Source organism: Kribbella sp. CA-294648 (genome assembly GCF_050943845.1).
In the GTDB taxonomy this organism is placed as follows: Bacteria; Actinomycetota; Actinomycetes; order Propionibacteriales; family Kribbellaceae; genus Kribbella.
The window spans coordinates 8494278-8517800 of record NZ_CP191981.1; the positions used below are offsets into that span (position 1 = coordinate 8494278).

21 protein-coding genes are annotated in these 23523 nt (G+C 68.5%); 8 read left to right on the top strand and 13 right to left on the bottom strand.

The window, feature by feature from the left end:
- Nucleotides 1-32: 32 nt before the first annotated feature.
- The 4 genes from ACQPYM_RS40510 (at nucleotide 33) to ACQPYM_RS40525 (ending at nucleotide 2199) form a co-directional block, all read left to right on the top strand.
- Complete coding sequence (locus ACQPYM_RS40510) at nucleotides 33-260, top strand: RidA family protein (RefSeq protein ID WP_433012173.1); 228 nt, start codon at nucleotides 33-35, stop codon at nucleotides 258-260.
- Between the two features lie 156 nt (nucleotides 261-416).
- Nucleotides 417-941 carry a DinB family protein gene (locus ACQPYM_RS40515; protein WP_433012176.1) on the top strand — a complete coding sequence of 175 codons (525 nt, stop codon included), beginning with the start codon at nucleotides 417-419 and terminating at the stop codon, nucleotides 939-941.
- Complete coding sequence (locus ACQPYM_RS40520) at nucleotides 938-1453, top strand: DinB family protein (RefSeq protein ID WP_433012179.1); 516 nt, start codon at nucleotides 938-940, stop codon at nucleotides 1451-1453. Before ACQPYM_RS40515 ends, ACQPYM_RS40520 begins: the two co-directional genes overlap by 4 nt.
- A 314-nt stretch (nucleotides 1454-1767) precedes the next feature.
- Nucleotides 1768-2199 (top strand): MarR family winged helix-turn-helix transcriptional regulator, encoded by a 432-nt coding sequence (locus tag ACQPYM_RS40525; protein WP_433012182.1) that lies wholly within the window; start codon nucleotides 1768-1770, stop codon nucleotides 2197-2199.
- Between the two features lie 30 nt (nucleotides 2200-2229).
- On the opposite strand, the gene ACQPYM_RS40530 is transcribed toward ACQPYM_RS40525, so the two are convergent.
- On the bottom strand, nucleotides 2230-3579 hold the full coding sequence (locus ACQPYM_RS40530; protein WP_433012185.1) for a serine hydrolase domain-containing protein: 1350 nt from the start codon (nucleotides 3577-3579) through the stop codon (nucleotides 2230-2232).
- 36 nt (nucleotides 3580-3615) lie between these two features.
- Between ACQPYM_RS40530 and ACQPYM_RS40535 the strand changes: the two genes are divergently transcribed.
- The gene (locus ACQPYM_RS40535; protein ID WP_433012188.1) at nucleotides 3616-6951 is read left to right on the top strand and encodes a BTAD domain-containing putative transcriptional regulator; all 3336 of its coding nucleotides are present in this window, start codon (nucleotides 3616-3618) and stop codon (nucleotides 6949-6951) included.
- A 4-nt stretch (nucleotides 6952-6955) separates the two neighbouring features.
- Here ACQPYM_RS40535 and ACQPYM_RS40540 read toward each other — a convergent pair whose 3' ends face one another.
- From ACQPYM_RS40540 to ACQPYM_RS40560, 5 genes are all read right to left on the bottom strand, one after another.
- Nucleotides 6956-7582, bottom strand: coding sequence for a TetR/AcrR family transcriptional regulator (locus tag ACQPYM_RS40540; RefSeq protein ID WP_433012191.1), 627 nt, complete (start codon nucleotides 7580-7582; stop codon nucleotides 6956-6958).
- Nucleotides 7583-7656: 74 nt separating this feature from the next.
- Complete coding sequence (locus tag ACQPYM_RS40545; protein WP_433012193.1) at nucleotides 7657-8475, bottom strand: ABC transporter permease; 819 nt, start codon at nucleotides 8473-8475, stop codon at nucleotides 7657-7659.
- Entirely contained in the window at nucleotides 8472-9458 is a 987-nt protein-coding gene (locus ACQPYM_RS40550; RefSeq protein WP_433012196.1) for an ATP-binding cassette domain-containing protein, read from the bottom strand. The genes ACQPYM_RS40545 and ACQPYM_RS40550 overlap by 4 nt, the downstream gene beginning before the upstream one ends.
- Nucleotides 9459-9598: 140 nt before the next feature.
- A complete protein-coding gene (locus ACQPYM_RS40555) occupies nucleotides 9599-10942 on the bottom strand; it encodes an MFS transporter (RefSeq protein ID WP_433012199.1) in 1344 nt (447 codons plus the stop codon).
- Nucleotides 10939-11673 carry a GntR family transcriptional regulator gene (locus ACQPYM_RS40560; RefSeq protein ID WP_433012202.1) on the bottom strand — a complete coding sequence of 245 codons (735 nt, stop codon included), beginning with the start codon at nucleotides 11671-11673 and terminating at the stop codon, nucleotides 10939-10941. Before ACQPYM_RS40560 ends, ACQPYM_RS40555 begins: the two co-directional genes overlap by 4 nt.
- Before the next feature lie 221 nt (nucleotides 11674-11894).
- Here ACQPYM_RS40560 and ACQPYM_RS40565 point away from each other — a divergent pair, with 221 nt between their 5' ends.
- The gene (locus tag ACQPYM_RS40565) at nucleotides 11895-13367 is read left to right on the top strand and encodes a S8 family peptidase (protein WP_433012204.1); all 1473 of its coding nucleotides are present in this window, start codon (nucleotides 11895-11897) and stop codon (nucleotides 13365-13367) included.
- Between the two features lie 115 nt (nucleotides 13368-13482).
- Here ACQPYM_RS40565 and ACQPYM_RS40570 read toward each other — a convergent pair whose 3' ends face one another.
- The 3 genes from ACQPYM_RS40570 to pdhA are packed head-to-tail and all read right to left on the bottom strand — an operon-like array spanning nucleotide 13483 to nucleotide 17010.
- Nucleotides 13483-14871: a dihydrolipoamide acetyltransferase family protein gene (locus ACQPYM_RS40570; RefSeq protein ID WP_433012207.1), complete on the bottom strand. Its 1389-nt coding sequence runs from the start codon at nucleotides 14869-14871 to the stop codon at nucleotides 13483-13485.
- Nucleotides 14871-15848, bottom strand: coding sequence for an alpha-ketoacid dehydrogenase subunit beta (locus ACQPYM_RS40575; protein WP_433012210.1), 978 nt, complete (start codon nucleotides 15846-15848; stop codon nucleotides 14871-14873). Before ACQPYM_RS40575 ends, ACQPYM_RS40570 begins: the two co-directional genes overlap by 1 nt.
- A 1-nt stretch (nucleotide 15849) precedes the next feature.
- Nucleotides 15850-17010 (bottom strand): pyruvate dehydrogenase (acetyl-transferring) E1 component subunit alpha, encoded by a 1161-nt coding sequence (gene pdhA / locus ACQPYM_RS40580; RefSeq protein WP_433012213.1) that lies wholly within the window; start codon nucleotides 17008-17010, stop codon nucleotides 15850-15852.
- A gap of 617 nt (nucleotides 17011-17627) precedes the next feature.
- On the opposite strand from pdhA, the gene ACQPYM_RS40585 reads away from it, so the two are divergent.
- Nucleotides 17628-18572, top strand: a complete 945-nt coding sequence (locus ACQPYM_RS40585) for an EamA family transporter (protein ID WP_433012216.1) — start codon at nucleotides 17628-17630, stop codon at nucleotides 18570-18572.
- 558 nt (nucleotides 18573-19130) lie between these two features.
- On the top strand, nucleotides 19131-19721 hold the full coding sequence (locus ACQPYM_RS40590; RefSeq protein WP_433012219.1) for a hypothetical protein: 591 nt from the start codon (nucleotides 19131-19133) through the stop codon (nucleotides 19719-19721).
- A 146-nt stretch (nucleotides 19722-19867) separates the two neighbouring features.
- On the opposite strand, the gene ACQPYM_RS40595 is transcribed toward ACQPYM_RS40590, so the two are convergent.
- From ACQPYM_RS40595 to ACQPYM_RS40610, 4 genes are all read right to left on the bottom strand, one after another.
- Nucleotides 19868-20611, bottom strand: a complete 744-nt coding sequence (locus ACQPYM_RS40595) for an SDR family NAD(P)-dependent oxidoreductase (RefSeq protein ID WP_433012222.1) — start codon at nucleotides 20609-20611, stop codon at nucleotides 19868-19870.
- A complete protein-coding gene (gene hisC / locus ACQPYM_RS40600; protein ID WP_433012225.1) occupies nucleotides 20608-21687 on the bottom strand; it encodes a histidinol-phosphate transaminase in 1080 nt (359 codons plus the stop codon). The genes ACQPYM_RS40595 and hisC overlap by 4 nt, the downstream gene beginning before the upstream one ends.
- A 191-nt stretch (nucleotides 21688-21878) precedes the next feature.
- The gene (locus tag ACQPYM_RS40605; protein ID WP_433012228.1) at nucleotides 21879-22751 is read right to left on the bottom strand and encodes a dimethylarginine dimethylaminohydrolase family protein; all 873 of its coding nucleotides are present in this window, start codon (nucleotides 22749-22751) and stop codon (nucleotides 21879-21881) included.
- 155 nt (nucleotides 22752-22906) lie between these two features.
- Nucleotides 22907-23521 carry a PEGA domain-containing protein gene (locus ACQPYM_RS40610; protein WP_433012230.1) on the bottom strand — a complete coding sequence of 205 codons (615 nt, stop codon included), beginning with the start codon at nucleotides 23519-23521 and terminating at the stop codon, nucleotides 22907-22909.
- Nucleotides 23522-23523 lie beyond the last annotated feature (2 nt).

The following is a 23523-nucleotide window of genomic DNA, read 5'->3' on the forward strand; positions in this document are numbered from 1 at the left end:
GGTGGTTATGGAAGCCATCCCCCGCAATCCCCGTGACGGAGATCTGGTCGAACCTGGCCCGCATCCTCGCCTCCGCCGAGATGACCGTGGACAACATCGTCCGGATCACCAGCTACCTGCGCGATCCGGCGTACGCCGATGCGAACGCGACCGCCCGGGTCAAGGCGCTCGGTGGCCGTGCGGTGCCGACCACGGCGATCGTCGCGCAGACCCTGGCCGAGGACTGGCTGGTCGAACTCGAGGTGATCGCGGTCGGCTGAGCGACTCGCCGGTTAATGGTTGGTGGGCGGGCGGCGGTGCGAGCTAGGGTCTGGGTGAGTCGAGAGGAGGTGAGCGCGATGTTTTCGTCCCTCGTGCTGCCTGCCTGTCGCGCCCGTGGCTGAGCCAGGTGGCCTGGTTTCACCTCAGGAGCTGCAATGACCGTTGTATCCCGTCCGCCGCTGACCTCTGACGAGCGGACCCAACTCATCGGCTGGCTCGACCTGCAGAGGTCGTTCGTCCGGATGAAGTGCGAAGGTCTCGACGAGGCCGACGCGCATCGCAAGGTGCTGCCCACCTCTCCCTTGATGTCGATGGCCGGGCTGGTGGCGCATCTGCGCTGGAACGAGTACTCCTGGTTCCAGCTCAGCCTGGCCGGCGTACCGGACACCGGGCAGACGCCCTGGACCGAGGACGGTCATCCGGACGCCGAGATGTTCGTCGACGACGTGCCGCTGGCCCAACTGCTGGACGAGTACGACGCCGAGTGCGCGCGGTCGAACGCGACCATCGCCGATCTCCCGCTCGACACGCTCGAGAAGGGCACCGAGGGTGACCCTGCCTCGCTGCGCTACATCCTCTGCCACATGCTCGAGGAGACCGCGCGGCACGTCGGTCACCTCGACATCATCCGCGAACTGATCGACGGCGCGACCAGCTACGACTGGCGGCAGACCTCGTGAGGCCCAGGGCGCTGCTCCGGGCCGACGAACGGACCAGCCTGGTCGGCTGGCTCGATCTGCAGCGGTCGCTGGTCCGTGGCAAATGCGAAAGCCTGAGTGAGGCCGACGCCCATCGCAAGGTCCTGCCGGGCTCGCCGCTGATGACGGTGGCGGGGCTGGTGTCTCACCTGCGCTGGGTGGAGTACTCGTGGTTCCACCAGAACCTGCTCGGTGTTCCGGACGAGGGCCAGACGCCGTGGACCGAGGACGGTCATGTCGACGCCGAGATGTTTGTCGACGACCGGCTGCTGGCCGACCTGCTCGACGAGTACGACGCCGAGTGCGCCCGCTCGAACGAGATCGTCGCCGGCGTCTCGCTGGACACCGTGGAGAAGGCGGTCTTCCGCAAGGAGGGCGCCGCCTCGACCCGGTACATCCTGTGTCACATGATCGAGGAGACGGCCCGCCACCTGGGCCATCTCGACATCATCCGAGAACTCCTCGACGGCACCCGCAGCCAGCCACCTCGCTAGTCCCGTCCGCTAACCCCATCCGCCGGCCCCGTCCGCTGGACGCGGCCCGGACTTGCGGCGCTTAGTCTGCGCAGAGACAATCTTTGCGTGGACTAGGGCATGTCTGGCGATTCCCTGCAGTCGCGAGCAGGTGCTCGGTGCGGTAGCTCGGCGTGCTGGAGCGGGAGCCTCGATGTTTTTCCATCGTTGCTTTTGCTCCAGTGCGCCGAGGTGCCGTGCCGAGTGCCGCGCAGCACGCAGGGAATTGCCAGACATGCCCGCAGCACCCGGGGAGCGACCATGGCGCCTGAAATCACCGTCGCGGAGATGGCCCGATGACCCGCCGTCCCGGCAGCCCGGCCGACAGCCCCGGCTTCCTGCTCTGGCGAGTCACCCACGACTGGCAACGCGCCGTCACGGCCGCGCTGGCCCCGCTCGACCTCACGCACGTCCAGTTCGTCCTGCTCGCCTGCGCGGGCTGGCTCACCGACCAGGGCCTCACCCCCAACCAGCAGGACCTGGCCCACGAGGCCGGCACCGACATCAAGATGACGTCGCAGGTCCTCAAAACCCTGGAGTCAAAGGGCCTACTGACCCGCGACCCGTCCCCCACCGACGCCCGAGCCAAAACCATCAAACCCACCAGAGCCGGCACCCGCCTCACCCGCCAGGCCCTCACCGCAGTACAAGCCGCAGACGAAGCCTTCTTCGCCCCCGTCTCCATCCCCCACCTCCAAAAAACCCTCACCCACCTCGCCAACCCCTAGCCGACTGGCCAGGGGTTGCCGAAGGGTCTGTCAGGGCTGGAGCCACTCGCCGAAGGCGAGGGGTTGGCGGGTGCAGAGGTAGGTGGCCCAGTGGAGGGTTACGGGGGTGCCGGTGGTGTCTCGGGTGATGCGGAGGAGTTCGCCGGTTTCGCGGCCGGAGATGGTGCGGTAGACGTCGTCGGTGACCTTCTCGAAGACCGACGGTGGCTTCCAGTCGGGGGCGCCGGGGGCGGTTGCGTGCAGGGCGCCTTCGCGGACGGAGAAGACGTAGGGCGAGCCCTCGGAGAACCACGTCCCCAGTACGCCGGTCAGCTCCGCCGGGACCGTGGTGCCGGGCGTCCACGCGGTCGGCGGCATCGGGTCGTCGGTGATGACCTTGAGCAGCAGGTCGGTCGCGAGGGCGGCCGGGTCAGGGGCCGAGGTGGTGTTCATCAGCGCGATCCCCGCCGTACCGGATGCGCGGTGCACGAAGGTGCCGGTGATGTGGCCGGGCATGCCGCCGGTGTGGCCGACCACGACGCGGTCGCCGAGCCGGAGCAGCATGAAGCCCAGGCCGAAGCCGAACTGCCAGCGCTCGTCGCCCATCACCTGCGGCTGGCACATCTCCTCGACTGTGTCCTGGGCGAGCACCTCGTCGACCGGGTTCGCGATGAACATGGCCCACTTCGCCAGGTCGGCCGCGGTACTGGCCAGCCCGCCGCACGCGTTCATCGCGCCGATGTCGAGCAGCGGCTCCTTGACCGGTACGTCGGAGAACGGTGGCACGTAGTACCCCTGTGCCGACGGCCCGCCGTCCATCCCGACCGTCGTCCGGTTCATCTCCAGCGGCTGCAGGATGCGCGCGTTGATCGAGTCGTACCAGCTGCGCCCCTCGATCCGCTCGATCACCTCGCCGAGCAGGGAGTAGACCAGGTTCGAGTAGTGGAACTTGTGGTGCGGCTTGCCGACCCGTTCGGCGTCGTTCCAGCCCGACAACAGCTCGTCGCGGCTCGGGAAGGTCATCTTGTCCCAGACGTCACCGACCGGTTCGCGCTGCATGCCGCTGATGTGGCTGAGCATCTGCCGGACGGTGATGCCGCCGTGCTTGGTCTCGGGCAGCAGCGTGTCCAGGTGGTCGTCGAGGCTGAGCTTGCCTTCGTCGCGCAACGCCATCACTGCGACGGCGGTGAAGGTCTTGCTGTGCGAGGCGATCAGGTACTGCGTATCGGCGGTCGGCGCGACGCCTGGCTGGTCCAGATCGGCGGAGCCGACGCCTTCGGACCAGGCCAGCGCGCCGTCGCGGGCGACGGCTCCGACGAGTCCGGGGACGCGGCCGTTGGCCTGGCGTTCGACGACGATCCGGCTGAGGGCGGACTGGGTCTGAGCGGAGATCTCGGTCACCGCACGACAGTAAGCCATCGGTAGGAGCGAGTGGAGATGACAGACGTCAGGGGTTCGGCAGTGCTCGTATGGGAGGCTGGTGAGGTGCGCATAGCGGTGCTCGGTCCTCTCGCGATGTGGGCGGCCGACGGATCTCCGCTGGACGTCCGCGGGGTCCGGTTGCGCGGTCTGCTGGCCAGGCTGGCGCTGAGCGCGGGCCGCCCGGTCAGCGTCGACACCTTGGTCGACGGCCTCTGGGGTACCGAGGCGCCCAGTGCGAACGCCCTGCAGTCGCTGGTCTCGCGGCTACGCGCCGGCCTGCCCGCGACCGAGTCGAGCATCTCCGTCCAGTCGGGTCCGGCCGGTTACACACTGACCATCTCGCCGGAGTTCGTCGACGCCCTGCAGTTCGAGGCGCTGGTACGCCGCGGCCGCGAACTGCTGAGCACCGACCCGGGCCAAGCCAAAGCCCTGCTCACCCAGGCCGACCGTCTCTGGCGCGGTGACGCACTGGCCGACCTGCGCGATCTGCCGTTCACCTCGCTCGAGGCCGACCGGCTCGAGGAGCTGCGACTCGGCGCCTCGGAGGACCTGGCCGAAGCGGCGGTGACCAGCGGCCACGCCCGCGAGGTGACTCCCGAACTCGAGCGCCTCAGCGCCACTCACCCACTCCGCGAACGCGTCCACGAACTCCTGATCAGAGCCCTGTACGCCGACGGTCGCCAAGCGGAGGCACTAGCGGCGTACGAGCGGGTCCGGGCGACCCTCGCCGACGAGCTCGGCGCAGACCCGGGCGCGAGACTCCGCGAGCTCCAAATGGCCGTACTGCGCGGAGACGCGATCGACCCGGTCGCCACCACCGCCGTAGTACCGGCTGCTCCGGTGGCTCCGCCGCGGAACAACCTGCGCGCCGCGATGACCAGCTTCGTCGGCCGGGCGGACGATGTCGCCGAGCTGGCCTGCCTGATCGGTGACGGCACGCGACTCGTGACGATGGTCGGCCCCGGCGGTGCGGGCAAGACCCGGCTGGCCACCGAGACCGGCCGATCGCTGGCCGAGCAGTCCGGTGACGGAGTTTGGTTCGTCGAGCTGGCCCCACTGGCCGACGCGGCCGAGGTGGCGCCGACGATCCTGACCACACTCGGCGCCAGCGAGTACGTCGACAGCCTGCAGTCCGGTCTCGCGCCGAAGAACTTCCCGACCAGCCGAGCGGCGACTCAGCGACTCGTCGAGGTGATTGCCGATCGCCGGGTGCTGCTCGTGCTCGACAACTGCGAGCACTTGGTCCAAGAGGTCGCCAACCTGGTCGACTCGCTGTTGGCGGCCTGCCCTCGCCTCCGGGTGCTGACCACCAGCCGCGAACCGCTGAGCATTCCAGGCGAGCACCTACATCCGGTCGGCCCGCTCGGCCTGCCGCCGGTCGGCAGCCTCGACGACGCCTATCCGTCGGTCCAGCTGTTCGTCGATCGGGGTCGCGCGGTCCGGCCCGACTTCGCCGTCACCGACCAGAACCGGGAGTCGATCGCCGAGATCTGCCGCCGGCTGGACGGGATGCCACTGGCGATCGAACTCGCCGCGGCCCGGCTCCGGGCGCTCAACCCGCCGCAGATCGCCGAGCGCCTCAGCGACCGTTTCCGCTTGCTGACCAGCGGATCGCGGACTGCACTCCCCCGGCACCAGACGTTGCGCGCGGTCGTGGAGTGGAGTTGGGAGCTGCTCACCGCCGAGGAGCAGGCAGTCGCCCGGCGGCTGTCCCTGTTCTCCGGCGGCGCGACTCTGGAAGCAGCCGAGCAGGTCTGTAGCGGACCAGGTCTGCCGCAGGAGGCGGTCCTCGGAGTACTGGCTTCTCTGGTCGACAAGTCGCTGGTCGAAGCAGGTGCCGACGACCGGTCGGTTCGCTACCGGATGCTGGAGACCGTGAAGGCATACGCCGCCGAGCAGCTCGCGGCGTCCGGCGAGACGGCCCAGGTCCGCAAGGCCCACACGGCGTACTTCAGTGGATTGCTGCGGCAGGCGCGCCCGAAGCTGCACACCGGCGAGCAACTGCAGTGGATCGCCCGGTTCGACACGGACAACGAGAACCTGCTGGACACCGTCCGTACTGCGGTCGACGCCGGCGACGCCCAGGTGGCACTCGATCTGGTCTCGGTGCTCGGCGAGTACTGGAACATGCGCGGCCGGCCCGCCGAGGCGGTCACCTGGTTCGAGGCGGCCCTCGCCCTGCCAGGGCCGACCGATCCAATAGCCCGGGCGTCGACGCTGATGATGTACGCGCTCGGCACGCTGTCGAACGGCGAGGATCCGTCCGGCTCGTTCTACGGCGCGATCCGCGGCCTGGCCGAGGTGCGCCTGCTGAGCCGCCGGTACGCCGTGGTGGCGGAGTCCGGAGTCGGCCGGTTCACGAACGCCGTCTGGGCGATGATCCGCCGGGACAAGGCGACCGGCTTCCGCGAGCTCGAGGCGGCGCGCGACCACGACGACGCCTGGACTCGGAACATGGCCGTGATGATGTCGGCCATGTTCCGCGAGAACGACGGCGAGGTCGAGCAGATGGCCGCCGATCTGGCCATCGCGCTCGACGGGTTCCGCACCCTCGGCGATCGCTGGGGCACTTCCTTGGCGCTGCGTGGACTGGCCAGCTACCAGATGGGCCAGGGTGATCATCAGGGTGCGCTGGCCTCACTCACCGAGGCGTTGCGGCTGATCGACGAGCTCGGGACCACCGAAGGAGTCTCGCAACTCCTGGCCCAGTGCGCGCTCAGCCGGTCCGAGCTGGCCGACTACGAGGGCGCCCGGTCCGATCTGCGCCGGTCGCTGCAGCTGTCCGAGGAACACGGAAGCCCTGGCGGGCAAGCGGTCGCGCTGGTCGGGTTCAGCATTCTCGCCCGGCGGGAGGGCCGGCTGGACGAGGCCAAGGAACTGGCCGAGCGGGGCTACTCGATGCTCGATCTTCCGTCCGAACGGCTCTCGCCCCACGGGCAGGCGGTCGTCCTCGGTCAACTGGCCCGGGTGGCCGTCGCGCGCGGCGAGCTGGAGGAAGCGCGCGGACACGCCAAGCTGGCGGTCGGTCTCGCGCTCCGCACCGACGACATGCCGGTGGTCTCCGGCGTCATCGACGCCGCGGCCGACGTGGAGCTGCTGGCCGGCGATCCCGCCCTGGCCGCCCGGACCCTCGGCATCGGCGCCGCCCTGCGCGGAATCAGGGCGGTACCGGATTCGGACGTACGCCGTACCGTCGAGCGGTTGCGCGCGGAGCTCGGTGACGACCGCTACGACGCCATGTACGACGCGGGTGCCGCTTTGCCGCGGGAGGACGCGCTGGACGAACTCCGCAAACGCTTCGACCTCGCCGACGCCGAACCGATCAACCTGTTCGGCGATCCGGGCGCGTAGTCCATCACTTCAGCATGAGGGAGACGGCGAGGTCGCGGAGGGCGCTCTGCACCTGCTGCTCCGGCGGCCGCGGCTCGGTCAGCATCCAGTCGTAGACGACGGTGTTGACCGCACCGATGAAACACAGGCCGACGAAGCGGAAGTCCTTGCGGGCCAGCTCGCCCCGCGCGACCGCCGCCTCGCCGACCCCGACGACGCTGGAGATCAGCAGCTCGCGGAAGGCGATCCGCTGCTCCTCCACCGCGGGACTCGCGCCGACCACCTCGACGAACGAGATCCGGGCCCGGCGCAGGTCGGTCATGATGGTCCGCAGATAGCCGTCGACCGCCGCCACGATCCGCTCCCGCACCGGCGCCTCGGCGGTCGCCGCGAGCGCCTCACCGGTACTGCGCAGCGCCAGCTCGATCACCTGCGCGTGCACCGCCAGCAGCACGGCTTCCTTGTTCTGGAACTCGTGGTAGAAGTGCCGGGTCGACACTTTCGCCAGCGCACACAGGCGTTCCACCGAGGTCGCGGGGTAACCATCGGTCCCGAACAATTCCAGCGCGGCTTCCAGCAGCCGCTCCCGTCGCGCCGCCTTCCACTCCTCGACCGATCGTCCGGAGTAACGGCGTACGGAGGGTTCGCTCATTGCACCTCTTGTCGATACCCCGTGCGTGAACCCTTGCCATCTTAGTCAGATCCCGGGCCGCCGTACCGCGAATATCAGGTCCGCTGCCGGTAGGCGCGGATGGCCAGCGGGGCGAAGACCGCGACCAGGCCGACCATCCAGGCCAGCGTGATCAGCAGCGGCTTCTGGACCTCGCCGCCGAGCATCAGGCCGCGCATGGTGTCGACCAGGTACTTCACCGGGTTGAGATTCACGAAGGTCTGCAGGAAGCCGGGCAGCGTGTCGGTCTGCACGAACACGTTGCTGCCGAAGGTCAGCGGGAACATCACCAGGATGGCGATGCCCTGCACCCCCTGCGCGGTCTTCAGCTTGAGTCCGAGCCAGACCCAGATCCAGCACAGCGACAGGGCGAACGCCAGCACGATCAGACAGGCCAGCAACCCGTTGCCGACGCCGTTGCCGAACCGGAATCCGAGCGCGAACCCGGTCACCATCAGGATCACGATCGACAGCGTGTACCGGACCGCGTCGCCCAGCACCGCGCCGATCAGTGGTGCGATCCGGGCGATCGGCAGACTCCGGAAGCGGTCGAAGACGCCCTTCGCGAAATCGTCGTTCAGCCCGACGCCGGTGCCCATCGTCGAGAAGACCACCGTCTGCACGAGCAGGCCGGGCAGCAGGAACGGCAGGTAGTCCTGCCAGGTTCCGCCCTGCGCGACCGCGCCGCCGAAGACGAAGAGGAACAGCACCAGGAAGATGATCGGCTGCAGTGTGACATCCGCCAGTGCTTCGGGGTTCTGCCGGATCCGGACGATGTTGCGCCAGGCAAGCGTCAGGCTCTGCTCCACCCAGGCGAACGGACGGTTGCGGCGGGCAGCGGGCGCCGCCGGGGACTCCAGGGTCGCGGTGCTCATCGGCTCGCTCCTTCCAGTACTGCGGTGTCCTGTTCTTCGGCGGCGTGCCCGGTCAGGGCGAGGAAGACCTCGTCCAGGCTGGGCAGCCGCAGGGCCAGCTCGGTGACGGCGATCCCGGCCTCGTCGAGGCGGCGGACCACTACCGGCATCGACGTACCGTCGAAGACCGGCACGCTGACCAGGGCGTTCACGACGTCGACCGTCGGCCGGGTACCGACCGCTTCGGCGACGATCGCGGCCACCCGCTCGAGGTGTCCCGGCTCGGCCGGGCGGACGTCGAGCGACTGCTTACCCGCCTGCGCCTTGAGCTCGGCCGGCCGCCCCTCGGCGACCACCTTGCCCTTGTCGAACACCATGATCGAGTCGGCCAGCGCATCGGCCTCTTCCAGGTACTGCGTGGTCAGCAGCACCGTCGTACCGTCGAGCACCAGGTTGCGGACGGTGTCCCAGACGCCGTTGCGGGCGTGCGGATCGAGCCCGGTGGTCGGCTCGTCCAGATAGAGGATGCTCGGGTAGCCGACCAGGCTCGCGGCCAGGTCGAGCCGCCGGCGCATGCCGCCGGAGTACGTCTTGGCGATCCGGTCCCCGGCGCCGGACAGCTCGAAGCGCTCCAGCAGTTCGTCGGCGCGGGACTTCGCCTGCGCTCGCGACATGCCGAGCAGCCGGCCGATCATGGCCAGGTTGCGCCGCCCGGACATGTCCTCGTCGACCGAGGCGTACTGCCCGGTCAGGCCGATGATCTCCCGAACCCGCGGCGCCTCCCGGACGACGTCGTACCCGCCGACTGTCGCGCGCCCGGCATCGGGCCGCAGCAGCGTGCCGAGGATGCGGACGGCGGTGGTCTTGCCGGCGCCGTTCGGGCCGAGGACGCCGAGCACGGTGCCGGCCGGCACGGTCAGGTCGACGCCGTCCAGCGCGGTGGTGCTGCCGTATTTCTTGACCAGTCCCTCGGCCGCGATGGCGACCTGGGTCGTTGTGGACATTGGTTCCTCCCAGCTGACTGTGTTACTGGGAACAACCTGCGCGCCGGCGCTGGCACCGCCCTGGCACCGGGCTGGCAGCCCGTGCCAGCGCCTGGCTCAGCGCTGGCGGGTCAGCGTGGGCAGGCTCAGAGTTGGCGGGCTCAGCGCTGGCGGGCGAACTCGCCGGTGTCGGCCTTGAGCGGGACGATCTGGTTGGCCCGGAGCGCTTCGTAGATCTCCGGGTTGTACCGGGCCAGCGTGGCGCGGGCCCGGCGGCGGAAGCGCAGGATCTGGATGGTCCCGATCGTCCACAGCACGTACTGGAAGGCCAGAGCCGTCTTGAAGTCACCAAGAGTCTGCGCCGCTCCGCCGGAGGAGGCGTCCAGCAGGATCCCGATCATCCCGATACAGATCAGCATCGCGATGAAGCCACCCGTGTTCACCATCCCGTTCGCCGCCCCGAACCGGGTGGTCGGATTGAAGGTCCGCGCGTAGTCCAGCCCCAACATCGAGCCAGGACCACCAGCGGCCTGTACGACGATCAGCAGGAGCAGCACCGGCATCGGAGCACGGCCCGGCCAGGCGAGCACGACCGTCCACATCAGCACCGAACCGGCGATCACGGCCAGCACGATCCAGGAGCGGTAGAAGGGGAACTTCGCGGCGTACCGGCCGACGAGTGGGCCGTAACAGAAGCCGGCCAGCACCGGCAGGACGAGCATCGCCGCGGCCGTGGTCGGCGCGACGCCCTGGCCTTGGACCAGGAACGGGTAGCCCCAGAGGAGACCGAAGGTGCCACCCGAGAAGCTGGTGGTGAAGTGGGTCCACAGGCCGAGCCGGGTGCCCGGCTCCTTCCAGGCCCGGCGGAGATTCTGACGGACCACCGACAACGGCTGCTTGGCGCGACGGGGCGGTTCGTCGTACGGGCTGTCCTTCAGCAGGAAGAGGATGGCCGCGCCGGCTGCCAGGCTGAGCACGCTCGCGGCGGCGAAGGTGGGCGTCCAGCCGAACGCGTGGAACGCTGCCGCCATCGGTACGGTCGACACGATCGCGCCGAGGCCGCCGAGCATTCCGGTCACCTGGGACATCACCGGCTGCTTGAGCGCGGGGAACCAGGACATGACGACGCGCAGCACGCTGATGAAGACGAGCGCGTCGCCGACACCGAGAATCGCCCGGGCGGCCAGGGCCGCCGGATAGGAGTCGACCAGGCTGAAGGCTGACTGGGCAACGAACAGAAGCAGCGATGCGGCGATCAGCAGTCGTTTCGAGCCGTAGCGGTCCAGCAGGACGCCGACGGGCACCTGCATCGCGGCGTACACGGTGAGCTGGACGACGGTGAAGCTGGCCAGCGCGGAGGCGGAGATGTCGAACCGCTCGGCCGCCTGCAGACCGGCAACGCTCATCGAGCCGCGGTGCAGCACGGTCACGAGGTAGGTGAAGACAGCAGTCGCCCACACCGCCCAGGCTCGCCGACCGCCCAGGGGGAACAGGAGTTCGGTCACTGCCCGCCCCGCAGATCCGTCGCGGCGACGTGGATGTGGTCGATGACGAGCTCGCGGAACCGCTTGACGCTGTTGGCGCCCAGGGCATCGATCATTCCCTGGTGCGCGGTGATGGACTTGTCCATCCTGGCCGGCTGCATCTCGATCCCGGGCACGCCCATCCGGACCTGCCGGTCGCGCAGGCTGTTGTAGAGCTTGGCCAGGATTTGGTTGCCTGCGGCACCGACAATCGCCTCGTGGAAGGCGCGGTCGGCCTCCAGGAAGCTCTTCGCGTCACCGGCCCTGCGGTGCTTGCGCATCTCCCGGACCAGCGGGACCAGCTTCTCGGCCAGCTGTTTGCGGCGCGGCCAGACCTTCGCGGCGGCGTGCGTCTCGATCAGCTCGCGCGCTTCCAGGACGTCGTTGACTTCCTGCGCGAGGACCGGGAGGACGAGTGCGCCCTTCTTCGGGTAGAGCTTGACCAGGCCGGACTCTTCCAGCCGCAGCAGGGCCTCTCGGACCGGAGTACGGGAGACTCCGACCGCGGTGGCCAGCTCCCCCTCGGTCAGCAGCTCGTTGCCGGGGTAGACCCGGTCGAGGATCGCTGCTTTCACGTACGCGTAGACGCGCTCCGCCGCCGGGATCTTCTCCACCCCGGGACCGGCGTCCGCGACGATTCGCGCGATCTCCGTCGTCTCTTCACCCAGTACCAACCCACTCGCCGGCTCTTCTCCGGCTGCCCCGCTAACCACTGCACCCCTCACGATCACGTATCTCTGTTGTATCTATCTTACACACAAGCTGGTGAGACCGAGTTATCCACAGGCTTGTGCACAGATGTGGGGAGTTGTGGATGACCAGGCCCTGAACGCAGGGTTTCCCGCGTCTTACCCACAGTCAGTCCTCTGACGGCAGGATGCGTTCTAGAGTCTGCTCAGGGTTTCCGTCCAGCCGCCCTTCCGAGGAGATCGTCTTGTCACCCAGCTCGCGTACCCGTCGACTGAGCGCCGGCCTGGCCGTCGCGGCCCTGGCCTTCGCCGGTGCCGGCAGCGTCACCGCCGCCCACGCCGTCCCCCTGTCCCCGTCCGCTTCCGCCGGCTCCGCGGCCGAGCCGGGGATCCTGATGAACTACGTCGTCAACACCAAGCCCGTGCCGATCCACGTCGACCGCGCCGAAGCGGCGATCAAGGCCGCCGGCGGCACCGTGGTCCAGTCGTACGACGACCTCGGCGTCGTCATCGCGCAGTCGACCAGCACGACGTTCCGCACCGACGTCAAGCTGGGCAAGAACGGCAAGAGCGTCCAGTCGGTCGGCGCGACCCGCACCGCCGCCGTCAAGGAAGGCCCGGTCGGCTCGGCCAAGACGGCCTCCACCGGGCTGCAGGCCGATGCGGCCAAGGGGCTGTCGGCCGTCGAGGCCGAGCCGGTGCTCGATCCCCGCGAGAACGAGCAGTGGGACATGGTCCAGATCAAGGCGGACCAGGCCCACAAGGTGACCGACGGGTCGAAGAAGGTGCTGGTCGGAATCAACGACTCCGGCGTCGACGACCTGCACCCGGACCTCGCGCCGAACTTCTCCGCTGCCGACTCGGTGAACTGCGCCAGCAACGGCGTACCGGACACGGCCGCCGGCGCCTGGCGGCCGACCACCAGCTCCCACGGCACGCACGTGGCCGGTACCGTCGCCGCCGCCCGTAACGGCGTCGGCATCGTCGGGGTCGCCCCGGGCGTCCGGATCGCCTCGGTGAAGGTCGTCAACGACGACGGCTACATCTTCCCGGAGTACGCGATCTGCGGCTTCGTCTGGGCCGCCGAGCACAAGATGGACGTGACGAACCACAGCTACTTCATCGACCCGTGGGAATTCTGGTGCAACGACAACGCTGACCAGGGTGCGGTCCAGGAATCGGTCCGCCGGGCCGTCGCCTTCGCCACCAAGAAGGGCGTGCTCTCCGTCGCGGCGGCCGGCAACTCGAACTACGACCTGGCCAACAAGACCACCGACACCGCCAGCCCGAACGACTCCACTCCGGTGACGCGGACGATCAACAACGACTGCCTGGACATGCCGACCGAGCTGCCGGGCGTCATCACGGTCGCCAGCACCACCCGCACCCAGGCACGGAGTGGCTTCTCAAACTTCGGCCTGAACAAGATCGACGTGGCGGCTCCGGGCAGCAGCATCCTCTCCACGCTGCCCAACAACCGCTACGGACTCTCGAGCGGTACGTCGATGGCCTCCCCGCACGTCGCCGGTGTGGCGGCGCTGCTCAAGTCGTCCCGTCCGTGGCTGAAGCCGGCCGAGATGGAGAAGGTCCTGCGCGGCGAGGCCGACGACCAGGCCTGCCCCGCGACGCCGGACCCGCGCTGCACCGGCACCACCGAGAACAACGCCTTCTTCGGTGAGGGTCTGGTCGACGCGCTGGACGCCATCAAGCGCTGGTGACGACGGACCGGGCCCTCGGCTGAGGGCCCGGTCGCACGGGCCGGTCGCACCGACCGGCCGCACCGACAGAGAGAGGGGATCCCCCGCCCGGGATCCCCTCTCTCCTTTTTGTTGCCTAGAACATCAGCGCGCGGGCCGGGTCCTCGAGGATGCCGGCCACGTCGGCGAGGAAGGTGGAACCCTTCTCGCCGTCGATCAGGCGGTGGTCGAAGGACAGCGCCAGAGTGGTGATCCAGCGCGGCACGATCTCGTCGTCGACCACCCACGGCTGCTTGCGCACCACACCGAAGGCGAGGATCGCGGATTCGCCGGGGTTGATGATCGGCGTACCGGCGTCGACGCCGAAGACGCCGACGTTGGTGATCGTGAACGAGCCGCCGGCCTGGTCGGCCGGGGACGTCTTGCCCTCGCGGGCGGTGGCGACCAGGTCGTTCAGGGCGCCACACAGCTCGGGCAGGGTGAGCGAGTCGGCCGACTTGATGTTCGGCACGATCAGCCCGCGCGGGGTGGCCGCGGCGATCCCGAGGTTGACCGACCCCTTGATCACGATCTCCTGGTTCGCCTCGTCCCAGGTCGCGTTGATGATCGGCGTACGCCGGGCTGCCAGCGTGACCGCCTTCGCCACGATCAGCAACGGCGAGACCCGCAGGTCCCGGAACGCCTTGTCCTTCTTCAACCGCTCGACCAGGTCCATCGTGGCGGTGACGTCGACGGTGATCCACTCGGTCACATGCGGCGCGGTGAACGCACTGCTCACCATCGCCTGCGCCATCACCTTCACCACACCCTTGATCGGAATCCGGGTGTCCCCCTGCGCACCAACCACAGGAGCAACCTGCGAGGGTACAGCCTGCGCGGGTGCAGCCTGCGCGGCCGTGTGGTTCTCCACATCAGCCCGAGTGATGATTCCACCCGGCCCGGTCGCAGTCACCTGCGCCAGATCAATCCCCAGATCCTTGGCCAACTTCCGCACCGGCGGCTTGGCCAACACATGCACACTCCCCGCCTCGTTGCCACCGGCAACCTCGACGGGAGCAGGAACAGGAACGGGAGCAGGCGCGGCCGGTTCAGCTACTGCGGGTCCAGCCTGAGCAGCAACCTCAGAACCAACTGTCTTGCGGGGGCGGCGTTTGGCTTCTGTGGCTCGGGGGCCGTAGCCGACCAGGTTGGGGGTGCGGGCCTCCTCGCCGGGGATCGACGGGACCAGGTCTTCCTTCGGGGTGCCCTCGGTGACCGGTGGGGTGAGGTCGCCGGGGGTGGCTTCGCCGGTTTGGACCGCGATGATCGGCGTACCGACGGGAACGGTCTCGCCCTCGGGGACGAGTAGCTCGGTGACGACCCCGGCGTACGGGACCGGCAGCTCGACCAGCGACTTCGCCGTCTCGATCTCGACGACCGTGTCGTTCAGCTTGACCGTGTCGCCGGGCTTGACCTTCCAGCTGACGATCTCTGCCTCGACCAGGCCTTCTCCCACGTCGGGGAGGCGGAACTGCTGGATGCCCATCAGTACCCCATCACCCGGTCGACAGCGTCGAGCACCCGGTCCAGGTCGGGCAGGTACTCCTCCTCCATCCGCGACGGCGGATAGGGAGTATCGAAACCGGTGACCCGCAGTACGGGCGCCTCGAGGTGGTAGAAGCACTCCTCGGTCACCCGCGCGGCGAGCTCCGAGCCCGGGCCGAGCGACAGCGGCGCCTCGTGCACGACGACCGCGCGCCGGGTCTTCTTGACCGACGCGAAGACCGTCTCCAGGTCCAGCGGCGAGATCGAACGCAGGTCGACGACCTCCAGGTTGCGGCCGTCCTCGAGCGCCGCCTCGGCCGCTTGCAGACAGGTCTTCACCATCGGGCCGTAACAGAACAGCGTGGCGTCGGTGCCCTCGCGGACCACCTTCGCCTTGAACAACGGGTACTGCGGTCCGGCGTCCTCGTCCAGCTCGGCCTTCTCGTGGTACCGGCGCTTGGGCTCGAAGAACACCACCGGGTCGTCGGTCGCGATCGCCTGCTGGATCATCCAGTACGCGTCGACCGGCTCGCTGCAGGCGACCACCTTGAGGCCGGCGACGTGCGCGAACAGCGTCTCCGGCGACTCCGAGTGGTGCTCGACCGCGCCGATGCCGCCGCCGAACGGGATCCGGATCACGATCGGCATCCGCAGCTTGCCCATCGACCGGTAGTGCATCTTGGCGACCTGGTTGATGATCTGGTCGTACGCCGGGAAGACGAACCCGTCGAACTGGATCTCGCAGACCGGCCGGTACCCGCGCAGCGCCAGGCCGACCGCGGTACCGATGATGCCGGACTCGGCCAGCGGGGTGTCGATCACCCGGTCCTCGCCGAAGTCCTTCTGCAGCCCCTCGGTCACCCGGAAGACGCCACCGAGCTTGCCGATGTCCTCACCCATGATGAGGACCTTGGAGTCCTTCTCCATCGCGGCCCGCAGGCCCGCGTTGATGCCCTTGCCCAGGCTGATCTTCGCCATCTCACTGCTCCCCTTCGAAGGAGGCGGCATAGGCGTTGTACTGCGCCTGCTGCTCGACCAGTTGCGGGGTCTTCTCGACGTACGCGTGCTCGAAGAAGTCCGTCATCTTCGGGTCGGGCATCGCCAGGCAGCCCGCCCGCAGGGTGGCGGCGACCTGGTCGGCCTCGGCCTCGATCTGCTCGAAGAACTCGTGCTCGACCCCGATCGCCCGGGCCAGGTAGGCCTTCACCCGCTCGATCGGGTCCTTCAGCTTCCAGTACTCCAGGTCTTCCGACAGCCGGTACTTCGTCGGGTCGTCGGAGGTGGTGTGGGCGCCCATCCGGTAGGTGTAGGCCTCGACCAGGGTCGGGCCGCTGCCCTCGCGGGCGCGCTTCAGCGCCTGCTGGGTGACGGCGTACGTGGCCAGTACGTCGTTGCCGTCGACGCGGACGCCGGGGAACCCGAAGCCGGCCGCGCGCTGGTACAGCGGGATCCGGGTCTGCCGGTCGATCGGCTCCGAGATGGCCCACTGGTTGTTCTGGCAGAAGAAGACGACCGGTGCGTTGAAGACCGAGGCGTAGATGAACGCCTCGTTCACGTCACCCTGGCTGCTGGCGCCGTCGCCGAAGTACGCGATCGTCGCCTCGCCGTTCTCGTCGCCGACCGCGTGGTCGCGCTGCTGACCCATCGCGTACCCGGTCGCGTGCAGCGTCTGAGCGCCGATCACGATCGTGTAGAGGTGGAAGTTGTTGTCGCGCGGGTCCCAGGCGCCCTGGTCGACGCCGCGGAACAGGCCGAGCAGGTTGAGCGGGTTGACGCCCTTGCACCAGGCGACGCCGTGCTCGCGGTAGGTCGGGAAGACCATGTCGTTCTCGTTCAGGGCGCGGCCGGAGCCGATCTGCGCGGCCTCCTGGCCGAGCAGGGAGGCCCACAGGCCGAGCTCTCCCTGGCGTTGCAGGGCGGTCGCCTCGGTGTCGATCCGGCGAACCATGACCATGTCCCGGTAGAAACCCTTGATCGCCTCGTCGTCGAGGTCGAACGAGTAGTCCGGGTGCTCGACGCGTTCACCTTCCGGCGTCAGCAGCTGGACGAACTCGACCTCCTCGGAGGCCTGGGTGGGACTGACCGGCGCCTCCACGGGCGCGAACACTTCCGGGGCAGGGCCCGGCTCCGACTCACTCACATGCACTCCTCGGGTTCGAGCGCGGGATCGCCGCGACCGCAACATTGCACGGGGCCCCGGCCCAGCCAGCCGGGTGAGGCTTCGCAGGCGGGACCGCGTGGATCCAGGTTGATGCACACCGCTCGGCAGTGAACCTCCTCACTGGCACCACTGCCCATCTTGCCGGACACCGTACCCAGCAGGTTGCTGATCCGCTAACTGTCTGGACGCCGACTTGTACGCCGGTACCGAAAGGCGTCTCGTGCTGAGACACCAGTCCGCCCACTGGTCACCTCGGACCCCGGCCGCACGCCTGAATCCCGTCGATGTAACACCGTCGGGGGATCCGTGCGATCTGTGTCACAACCCGGTACCGATCAGGGCTAACCGACAAGCCGTACCAGTTCGAAGCTGGTCCTCTTCGGATCGCCGTCACGCCACGTGGTCACACCGTCATGGACAGCGATCCGATCGCTCGGGTCCTCACACGAGACCAGGTCGATCCGTTCTAGGGGTGAAGGTCGGCTGGCGGGATCTCGGTGTCCGGAGGGCGGAAAGTCCCTTGTGGTTGCCTCGGCACCGCAGTTAGCGTCAGCACTGTTCATGCATTTCACCCATGACAGTTGGAGGATCCCGCGATGGCCGCCGCCCCCGCGCAAGTACTGCCCGAGGCCGGCCCACGCCCGGCGGCTTCCAGCGCGATGATCTGGTCGGCGCTCGCGGTGGTCTACCTCGTCTGGGGCTCGACCTACCTCTTCATCCGGATCGTGATCGAGGCCAAGATCCCGCCGATGCTCGGGATGGCCGCGCGCTTCCTGCTCGCCGCCACGCTGCTGGCCGCATTCCTGGCTCTGCGCTCCGGCGTCAGCAGGCTCCGCGTCACCACCCGCGAGCTGCTCGGCGCCGGCGTGGTCGGCCTCCTCCTGCTTGCCTTTGGCAACGGCGCGGTCGCGGTCGCGGAGAAGACCGTGCCGTCCGGCCTGGCCGCGCTGCTGATCGCCGCCGTACCGCTGTGGCTGATGCTCCTGCGGGTCGGCGGCGGAGAACGGCCGCGACCGCTGACCTGGCTCGGCGTACTGATCGGCTTCGGCGGGGCGGCCCTGCTCGCGCTGTCCGGCGGCGACACCAGCGCCAAGCCGATCTCGGTCGTGATCCTGATCCTCGGCACGATCAGCTGGGCGGCGGGCTCGCGCTTCTCGCCGCGACTCGGCCTGCCCAAGGACCCGCTGGTGGCGACTGTGTACGAGATGGCGATCGGCGGCTCCGCCATGGTGCTGATCGGCGTACTGGCCGGCGAACCCGCGCAGCTGCACCTCGGGGAGGTCGAACCGAAGGGCTGGATCGCGCTGGCCTACCTGGTCGTCTTCGGCTCGCTGCTTGCCTACTCGGCCTATTCCTACCTGCTCGCGAACGCGCCGATCTCGCTGATCGGCACCTATGCCTATGTGAACCCGGTGGTGGCGGTGTTCCTGGGCTGGCTGATCCTGAGCGAGCCGATCACCGGCAAGATCCTGATCGGCGGAGCGGTCGTCGTGCTGGGTGTCGCGCTGGTGGTCAGCGCCGAGCGCCGCCGCACCGTCTGACCTGCGGACCGTCTGACCTGCGCCACACCTGACCTGCGCCCGCAGCCGGCCGGCGCCCCCAAAGGGAAAGACCCGGGCTCCCATGGGGTGCCCGGGTCTCCCACCGCTGCCGATGCGCGCGGCAGCGGGTCCGAGTTGCCGGCCCAGCGCCATGCCCCGAAAAAACACGGCGCGAAACTTCGGCAATGGTGCGTGACAATCCGTTTCCTCATGGTGTTGCCATTTCGCCGACCACCGAGACAGGCGAAAATACCCCATGAAAGACGGGCAGCCGTGCTGCCCGCGATCAGACAACGACCAAACGGCTGATCGGTTACGGGTTGCCGGAAGCGAATTGTTTTCACGTCCGCTGCCCCGCCGGACCATCCTCCTGGGCGACAAGTTGCCTGGTCAGAGACAGATAGTTGCCACGGCAGCGAACTCATCACCTGCCGGCTATGGCCTACCCAGGGATTTCCGCCTGAACCAAAAATCGGCCGAAGAATTCTGTAACCCGCCCCAGCACCCGTCGTTACCCACTAAGACGAATCCGTCATACCCGAAAGGAAACCTCGCATAATGCAGGTAACACGCAAGATCGCCGCTGCAGCGGCAGTGGCGACCGTTGCCACGCTGGGCCTGGCCACCGTCGTCAGCGCGAACATGATCGACGACAGCACCAAGGCGACCGGCGGCCTGACCGACGCCAGCGCGGTGAAGGGCTACGCCAAGGGCGGCAAGCACTGGTACTTCGTCAAGGACAACGGCGGACTGGTCAGCGTTGACAACAACAACGTCGGCCCGTTCCAGGCCTGCCACAACAACGTCCCGATCAACGCGGTCGGCGGCTCCGCTGTGGTCGAGGACATCGTCGGCGTCATCGGCATCGACAACGACCGCAACACCGCCACCACGGTCAAGACCTGCGAGCAGGACTCGGAGCAGAACAACCACGGCAACAAGTGGTACCGCATCGGCGACGACGGCCTCGTGTCGGTCAGCCGGAACAACGTCGGCCCGTTCCAGGCCTGCCACAACGACGTGCCGATCAACGCCGTCGGTGGCGCCGCTGCGGTCAGCAACATCTTCGCGGTCCTCGGCCTCGGCAACGACGGCAACGTGTCGGAGGTCCTGAAGACCTGCGAGCAGGAGTCCGAGCAGAACAACTGACCCCCACTCCCTGGGTCAGTGATGCAGGACCCCGGAACGATCACCTCGGTGGGGTGATCACCCGGTAGCAACACCTCGAAGCGGCATCGGGAAGCAAGCCTCACTCCTTCCCGGTGCCGCTTCTTCGTGGGCCACGGATGGGTAGTTCAGCTCGGCAGGTTGCGGAGGTCCAGCACGGTGCCGGGTGGGTACTGCGCGGCGATGACGGCCCACAGCCCGGCCGCGGCCTCTTCCGGTGTGATCAGTCCGCCGGAACTCTTCAGCTCGCGGAATCTCTCCACCGCCGGGAAGGCCTGCTCGTCCACCGACCGGATCTCGCTCTGCATCGCCGTGTCCACCACCCCCGGTGCCACCGCGACCACTCGGCACGCCTTCACCGCACCACCACTGTCCTGCTCCGCGGCAGCCTCTTCGAGTCCCACCGTGCGAACCCAATGATCCACAGCCGCCTTGCCCGCGTTGTAGGCGGACCAGCCTGGATACGCCTTGGTCGCGGCACCTGACGACAACATCACCAGGTGCCGCTCGCAGTCGAGGCCCGCGGTCGCCCGCAGGAACGCCCGCCCGAGGACCTGCGGTGCTGCCGAGTTCAGCAGCACCGCCTTCGCGTACGCGTCCGCATCGACGGTCGCGGCCGGCCCGATCGGAACGACCGTGCCGGCGTTGTGCACGAAGATCACCCGATCCCCGTCGAAGCCGGCCAGCTCCGCGACGAAGTGTTCCTCCACCCGCCTCCAGTCCGCCGGATCCGCGAGATCCGCCGCGAAGTGCTCGACCACTCCACCCCTCCGGGACAGGTCGACCACCCGCGAGTCCGCGTACGGCGTACTGACGGCCAGGGCCGCCCCGATCCCGGACGAGGCGCCCGAGATCCAGATCAGGTTCCTCACCGGCGCCAGGCGCACGCGGTGGTCAGGAACAGGTCGTTGGCCTCCTTCTCACCGATCGTCACCCGGGCACCCTCGCCGGGGAACGGCCGGACCGAGACCCCTTCGGCCTGGAGCGCCTCGGCGAACGCCACGGTCTCGTCACCGAGCGGCATCCAGACGAAGTTGGCGTGCGTCTCGGGGACGTCCCAGCCGGCCTCCCGCAGCGCGTCGACCACCCGGGTCCGCTCGGCGACCAGCCCGTCGACGCGCTCCAGCAGTTCCTTCTCCGCGCGCAACGAGGCGATCGCGGCGGCCTGGGCAACCTCGCTGACGCCGAACGGCAGCGCGCACTTGCGGATCGCGGCGACCACCGGCGGGTGACCGATCGCGTAGCCGATCCGGAAGCCGGCCAGCCCGTAGGCCTTCGAGAATGTGCGCAGGACGACGACATTCGGCCGGTCGCGGTACAGCTCGGCGCAGTCCGGTGCCTCCGGCTCGCGGACGAACTCGCGGTAGGCCTCGTCGAGGACGACCAGCACGTTGCGCGGTACGGCGTCGAGGAACGCGACCAGCTCGTCGCGACGGACGACCGGCCCGGTCGGGTTGTTCGGCGTACAGACCAGGACGACCCGGGTCCGGTCGGTGATGGCGGCTTCCATCGCCTTCAGGTCGTGCCGCGCGTCCTCGGTCAGCGGCACCCGGACCGACGTCGCGCCGGTCAGCTGGACCGCGATCGGGTAGGCCTCGAAGGACCTCCAGGCGTAGACCACCTCGTCACCTTCACCGCAGGCGGCCTGCAGCAGGTGGTAGAGCACCGCGACCGAACCGGTCCCGACGGCCAGATCCGTGACCGGTACGTCGAACCGCTCGGACAGCGCCTCGAGCAGCGGCAACGCGCCCATGTCGGGGTACCGGTTCATGTTCGCGGCGGCCTCGGTGGCGGCGGCGAGCACGCCTGGCAGCGGCGGGTACGGGTTCTCGTTGCTGGACAGCTTGTACGTCGGGCGGCCGTCGGAGCGTGCCGGTGGCTTGCCCGGCTTGTAAGCCGCGATGTCGTCCAGGACGGAACGGAAGCGGACCTCGTGGTCAGGGGTCATGCCCGCAGGCTAGCTCCAACCCGGCCGGCTTAGAACCCCATGGAATCGCACTGGACAAATTGCTCAGCGTGCGCCGGGCGACATCGTCAGTCAGTCATCAAAATGGCCGGGCCGCCCGTCCATTCGTCCAGCAATCCAGCTGAACCGTGGGCAGGCGCCCGGCCATCGGTACGGCGTACCGGCCCGGCTTGTCAGGCGGGCAGGACGACCTCGCCACCGGCGACACTGGCGGCGGCGAGGTCGAAATCGAGCGGGTTGGTCATACAGCGCGCTGACCCACCACCCTTGTGGAACTCGGACAGGTCCAGTACTACAACGCGCAGGCCGAGCCCGGTCAGCAGCTCGCGCAACCGCGGCGAGCAGGCCGGCATGATGATCGTCTCGTCCACCACCAGCGAGTTGCCGCTGAAGGCGAACGCCTCGTCGTCGGTGAGCACGATCGGGTCGGGCACGATACCGAACAGCTCGGTCTGGCTGGCGGCGTCCAGTGCGGGCGGGTAGACCAGCGCGTGGGTGCTGTCGATCGGGCAGAACGGCAGGTCGAGGTGGTACATGCCCTCGTGCGTGATCCGCAGCCCGCGGACCCGGACGTTCCACTCCGACGCGATGTGCTCGAGCGCGCCGGCCTCGGTGCGCGGGCCGTAGCCGATCACCAGGCTGTCGCCGAAGACGAAGGCGTCACCGGACTCGAAGTGCGGACCGACGCCGTCGCTGCCGGTCCGCTTCAGCTCGAAGTCGCGCTCCATGAACCACTCGGCCGCGGTCAGCGACTCCTTGCGGCGCGGCTCGAACCGCATGTGCGAGAGCATCGCCTTGCCCTGCGCCGTACCGAAGCCCAGGTTCATCGCGTAGACCATGTCCGGGGAGTCGTCGCGCTGCTCGAGCACCTCGACCTCGCCGCCGGCGTCGATGATGGCCTGCCGCAACGAGTCCCACTGCTTGAGCGCCAGCTGCTGGTCGGGCTGGTCCTGGGTCGACATGTACGGATTGATCACGTAGTCGATCCGGAAATGGTCCGGCCGGACCATCAGATACCGGCGACCCCACCCCAGCGGCTGACCCATCTGCGCACTCCATTGAGCTCACGATCGTCGCATTGACCGATCCCCTGATTGTCCGACAATCAGTCAGTGTGCAGGTCGACCGAGGTCGCGTCAACATGAGCTTGCCGACCCTCAGGCGGACGGGCGCGTGCGGGGCGCAGTACCGGCGGGGTTGACTACTTGGTCGCGTAGATGATGTCCAGCGTGGCCGGATCCCAGCCGTTGCCGGTGATCCACAGCAGCGCCTTGTCCTTGCCGGTCGCCGTCCAGGTGACGATCCGCACCGAGATCGCCTCGGGGTTGTCCGGGTCCGACTTCGATCCTTCGTAGGTCGCCTTGAAACCGGGTCCGACGTACGGCAACTGCGCCAGGATCGGGTACTTCTGCGCGAGCCGCTGCTGGATCTCGTCGTACCGGCGGCCGGCCTCGGCCTCGGTCTCGCGCTCCTGCTCCGGATTGTTCTTGCCCCACTCGTAACCGATCGGGCCGTTGGCGTAGAGGTACATCTTCACCGAGACGGGATCGTCATCGCGCACCGTGATCGTCCGGGTGTAACTCTGGAAGCCGTCCCGGCTACCCGTCAGGGTGTGCGTCCCCGGCCGGACCTCGACCTTGCCGTTGGCGGCGATCGGCTGGCCGTCCAGGGTGAGGGTCAGGTCGTTCGGGATCGACGTGACGGTCAGCTCCGCCTTCGGATCGTGCCGCCAGATCACGAATCCTCCGATCAGCACCACCAAAACCGCGAGCACGACGACGCCGGTCACGAACGGCCGCCGGTTGTCCTCCTCCATGG